The organism is Streptomyces sp. NPDC055140, assembly GCF_053607285.1.
Genome location: NZ_JBSGTG010000097.1, coordinates 709 through 5,529 on the forward strand (window position 1 = coordinate 709; position 4,821 = coordinate 5,529).

General features: G+C 67.5%; 4 protein-coding genes and 1 pseudogene. 4 read left to right on the forward strand and 1 reads right to left on the reverse strand.

Annotation, left to right across the window (positions count from 1 at the left end):
* Positions 1-230: 230 nt before the first annotated feature.
* Positions 231-428 carry a hypothetical protein gene (locus tag ACWFR4_RS47405; RefSeq protein WP_453658021.1) on the forward strand — a complete coding sequence of 66 codons (198 nt, stop codon included), beginning with the start codon at positions 231-233 and terminating at the stop codon, positions 426-428.
* Positions 429-967: 539 nt separating this feature from the next.
* Here ACWFR4_RS47405 and ACWFR4_RS47410 read toward each other — a convergent pair.
* A complete protein-coding gene (locus ACWFR4_RS47410; protein WP_453658023.1) occupies positions 968-1,663 on the reverse strand; it encodes a hypothetical protein in 696 nt (231 codons plus the stop codon).
* 600 nt (positions 1,664-2,263) lie between these two features.
* Between ACWFR4_RS47410 and ACWFR4_RS47415 the strand changes: the two genes are divergently transcribed.
* The 3 genes and pseudogenes from ACWFR4_RS47415 to ACWFR4_RS47425 all read left to right on the forward strand — a co-directional run.
* Positions 2,264-2,629, forward strand: a complete 366-nt coding sequence (locus ACWFR4_RS47415; protein WP_453658025.1) for a hypothetical protein — start codon at positions 2,264-2,266, stop codon at positions 2,627-2,629.
* On the forward strand, positions 2,626-4,308 hold the full coding sequence (locus tag ACWFR4_RS47420) for a hypothetical protein (RefSeq protein ID WP_453658027.1): 1,683 nt from the start codon (positions 2,626-2,628) through the stop codon (positions 4,306-4,308). Before ACWFR4_RS47415 ends, ACWFR4_RS47420 begins: the two co-directional genes overlap by 4 nt.
* Before the next feature lie 21 nt (positions 4,309-4,329).
* Positions 4,330-4,821 (forward strand): annotated as a pseudogene (locus ACWFR4_RS47425) (hypothetical protein); the annotation flags it as partial.

The window sequence follows — 4,821 nt, forward strand, 5'->3', positions numbered from 1 at the left end:
CCCCAATGGCCTCCGACCTGGTCAACATGCTCTTGGAAGTGGCCGCCGCTGAGCGCACAGCAACCATGCGCATCCAGATCGCCGAGCGGCTCGGACAATTCAACAACTAGAGGCACGCCAAGGGCTCATCGGGCCTTGACAGCCTTGCAACAACATCAAACTGCTACAGTTCCTGTCGCGAGCACAACAAGCCCAATACGCGCAAGAGCCGACGACAGAGGGGCAGGACCATGTGGCGCCTGACGGTGTTCATCCAGGCTGTCCTCGCCTTCTGGGTCGTAGTCATGATGCTGCTGAGCGGCCTGATGCTCTTCACTCACAAGGGCGACCTGTCACAGGCTCTCGGGTGGCTCGCCCTGTCCCTTGGTTTGCTCCTGGTCACCGAGCGCCTTTCAACCGGGCGCTGGTTTAGGTGGTCACGCCACTGAGGTCGACCCCGGGGCGACCCAGGCTCAAGGCCGCGGCCAACCCCAGCTCGGCGCCACATCTGTGCCAAAGACCGGGCCTTGAGGCGGACTTTTCCATCGGCAGCGAAGTCCGCACGCCGAGGGCTCGCCGTGAGGGGTACTGGCTGCGGCATCCCCTCGAAGAGCGAGCCCTGACGACCTCGGCGAATCAGCCCCGTGGGGCCGCTCATCGACCGCACTCGAGGGCACCCGTCGGTCGACTGAAGTGCGGTCGGGTTGATCCTTCTCACCCAGCGCTGGCTGCTGCAGTGCTCGAGTAGTGAGCTGGCCGTCCTGGAGTTCGCAGCCTCGCTGGTTGGCACGGCGGGGGTCAACCAGCGAGGCCCTTGCCGCCGTGGACGCCCGGGAGTCCGAGCTCTTGTTGACGGCGATGCGGGAGCGGCATGACGGGGCGCATGACCCGAACTGCCGGGCTGGCACCCGCAGGCGCGGGGATGCTCCGCTGCGCCTCAAGCGGCGGCTGCCAAACGACGTGTCGCCGCTTAGCGAGCAGACGCGTGTCAGCGGTGAAGGGACGATCGCTCGCGGGGTGGGCGGACGAGCACCCGCCCCCTGCCGTCCAAGGCGATGAAGCCTCCCCTTGCCTGGTACACCCGCCGCAGTCGCTCCGTGCGGGGTGTGGCCACGAGATACACGCCGTGCGCGTCGGCATGATCGAGCAGCCGTCGCGCCAGTCGTCCGGCAGCTGTGGGCGCGTGCGTCTCGGCGGCGAACGCGGTGATCTGCCACGCCGCCGAGAGGGAACACCGGGCACGGTGCTCGTCGAGGCCTGGCGGCGCGTCCCGCAGGGTGCGGACGATCGCCCGCCCGACCAGGATCACAACGATGAGGGTCACGGTGAGCTGGCCCAGCCCGGACGGTACGCGAAGAAGGGACGCGACCAGTTCGGTCGCGGTCGTGGTGGCGATCAGGACGGCCGCGAAGGCGACCCCTGTTGCGGCCAGGGCGCCGAGCTGGGCGAGACGACGGGCGGGACTGACGCGGGCACAGCTGATCACCATCATCGCGCCGCGGTGAGCGAGCAGTGTGCCGGAGGCCCGGTAGACGGGAAGGGTCATCAGCCACAGGACGCGGGCCGCGGCTGCATCGATCGGACCAGTACGGGGCGGGCTGATCCGTTGCTGGGCCAGGCGAGCCAGGCCCGGTAGGTCACGCCAGCGGGCGAGAAGACCGTGGGGCAAAGACGGCTGCGTCACGCCAACTCCTGGGCTTCTGGGAGACTGCGATGTCCGTCGCCGTCGCTGCTGATGACGGACCGGATCATGGCAAGAGCGGGGAGGGAAGGCCGGCGGAGGTAGGGGCCAAGTCTCGAGGTCAAGCCTGGGTGCGGGGAAGAAGAATCGCGCTGTTGCACGGCTCCACTTCACCGCTGCTGGTCAGCGAGAACGTGTCCCGGGAGCCATGCAGGAACTCCGAGACAGCCTCTGGCGGGTTCACGGTCCAGTGGTGCCGGAACAAAAAAGAGAGACCAGCCATACCTGCCCGTGAAGGCACAGGATTACGAATGCTCAACTCGTCGGAAGAGCCTGTGAGATGACTGGTCTCGCAAGTAGTTAAGCACACCCTCCACGCCGGCCGTCAAACCACAGGCCCCACGCTCCCCTCGAGATCCGGCCCCGCGACGCCATCGCACACGACTGACGAATGCCCAATTCCCGCCCCATGGGACGCAGAAAGAAGATTCCGCGCCCATCGCACTCACCCCCTGGACCGCACCCCGGTTTCGGCTTGTTGACCGGTGGATCACGACGCAGCCTGCCTGGAGTCCACCGTCCTCGTCCGAAACGGAGCCGGCCATGGCCGAGCCCGACAACACCACGGTCACCTGGGCCGAACGAATGGCGCTCCTCAAGGACTCGGCGCAGCAGCGGGTCCTGAACGCACCGATGCCCACCGCGGCAATGGAGCAACTCCTCGCGGACGGAAAGGCTGACGCTCTCGGGCGGTTCGAAGGCAGTCCGGTGCGCTACATCGACCGCTGGTGGCGGGCAAGCGAACCGGGCTGGGTGGCCCTCGACGAATCCGCATCCGCCCAACTCGACCTACATGCAGAGCGCTACCGTGCCGCGGTCGCCGCGACCGCACCCGGCGCCGCACCTTCCGAGGCGGACACTGAACTCGCTGAAGAGCTGCCCGCCCGGCCCGAAGCGGGGGCCGCGTGAACAACGATCCTTACAGGGCCCCGCAGCACGAGCTGAACGTCGTCAGCAGTCTGCTGCGCGACAGCAACGCGGCGAACCAACTCGTCGACTGGAACCATCCGGTGGGCCCCCAGTACTGGCTCAGGCACGAGCACTTCAAGAGCGAATGGGTCGGCGCTGCCTACATGGCGCTCCTATCCGGCGGACTCCGCGATATTGAGCAGCGCTTGCGGGACTACCCCAACGCCGACCCCGCGACGGTCAAAGCGGACGCCATCGTGGCCAGAATGGCGCTCCCCTACCAAAAGCGCGCTGCGGTGGGCGACCCCAGCGCGCTGGCGCAGCTGAACGACTCGGCGTACTGGGCGGCCGTCCGCAGTGCCATCCGCGAAATGGCCCAGCCCAGCTGGCCTGCCAACCCCGAGCACGCACGGCACGACGCCTACGTCACCACGCGGGCAGACCAGCACCCCTCCACTGTCGAGAACGTCCCCTTCGAATTGTCCCGCGGACGTGGCAACGACAGGCACGCGCTGGTGAAGGAACTGGCCGTCATCGGAGCCATCCTCAACAACCCAGACCGAGCACAGCAGTTCTGGTACACCCCATCGTCGCCCGACGCATCGCCCTATTGGCTCCTGCCCCAAGATTTCGGCGACCCCTCGACTGCCGAGATCTGGGATGCCCTGGTCACCGGGCCCGATCCCGCGATCGCGCTGCCGGCAGCCAGAGACCCCATGCTCACGCAGGAGCAGCGAGCCACGGCGATGATCCAGCACATCACCACGCGGCTGATCTACAACGACCACCACCGCTCCACCGGCGACCCGGCGGCCAAGGCGCGCCTCGACGCCAATGCCAACCAAGTCATCGCCACCTACCTCGCGCGAGCGAGTGCTGACGATTTCAGCCCCAACCCCGACAACGCCGCCGAGTACGCGGTGACCTTCATCCTCGAGCCGAGCATTCCCGCGGCAGTCGAGGACCTGGCAGGACGCGTCCGCAAATACGGACTATCCGAGGCATCCCTGGGCCAGGTCGCGATCGAACTCAGCACCAACGAGCACGCCCTGGACCGACTCTCCGAGCGCCTCGATGCCGCGCCCAGCACCCTCGCCGGCTACAGCACACCCGACCCGAACGCCGAGCCCGCACCCGAACAGAGCGAGGGGCCGAGCTACACCTCCCGGCCAAACGAGCGCCGCGTACTGATCTCGCTCATGCAGAATCCAAGCCAGCTGCACCAAAACGGCCCGACACGGTCCCTGGCCGAACAGGACTTCACCCAACCCGAGCACCGGTACCTCTTCAAGGCCCTCCAGTCACTCCAGTCACAGCACCCAAATGTCGCCCAGGACTCCTGGCTCCTGACCAAGCAGGCGCAGCGACTGGCCCAATACGACGGCGCCCCACCACTGGACTTCGAGGAACTCCGCAACATCGGCCACGAGGCGCGCACGCAGCGAGTGCCCGAGGCCGGCCAAGGGGCTGGCCACCTTGTCACCATGACGGTCCGTCGCACCGCACGCGACGCCAGCACCGCCGTACAAGCCGCCGCACAGAAGACGCTCGACCCGCGTGCGCTCATCGACCAGAGTCGCCAGCAGTTCCAGCAAGCCACCCGCGAGGCACTCCGTTACCACGAGCAGTCCGTCCCGGAGCCCACTCCGTACGGTGCGCAACAGGCGAACGTCGCGTGATCGGGGACAGGGGAGCCCTCTGTGGCTGCTGACGAACCCGATGCACGATGGCCGGGCGGCGACGCCGCCGGGCCACCCAGAGACAACGTCCAAGACGCCATTGCGTGGTTCACCACGGACCGCTCCCGCACCCGCCAGACCATCGAGTATCCCGCAGGCCTGATGGCGCCAGGGCAACTCCTCGACTCAGCCCGCTTCGACGTACAGGTCACACATCTCCTGGACGACGAACCGGGCGAACAGGCCCAACCTCTCGTGCGCGCCCAGGCCGAGTGGCTCATCCGGCGGATGCCGCGCGACCACACCCCTCTGTCCCTCGACAGCGCGCAACAGGCCGGCCGCGCCTGGGGAATTCTGATCACCGCCGACACCGAAGCCCTGCCGGACCAGGACGTGCTGACCGAGGTGGCTGCACGGACCGGGATCTCCCGGCGCGCCGCCGACGAGATCCGCCGCCAGGCCCAAAGCACCAGCGCCGCCTACAACCGAGCCAACCTCCTCGTCCCGTACGAC

What these genes read in the sequence shown, in the direction of transcription:
- ACWFR4_RS47405 (WP_453658021.1), top strand. Translation starts at nt 231, where the DNA reads ATGTGGCGCCTGACGGTGTTCATCCAGGCTGTCCTCGCCTTCTGGGTC.
- ACWFR4_RS47415 (WP_453658025.1), top strand. Translation starts at nt 2,264, where the DNA reads ATGGCCGAGCCCGACAACACCACGGTCACCTGGGCCGAACGAATGGCG.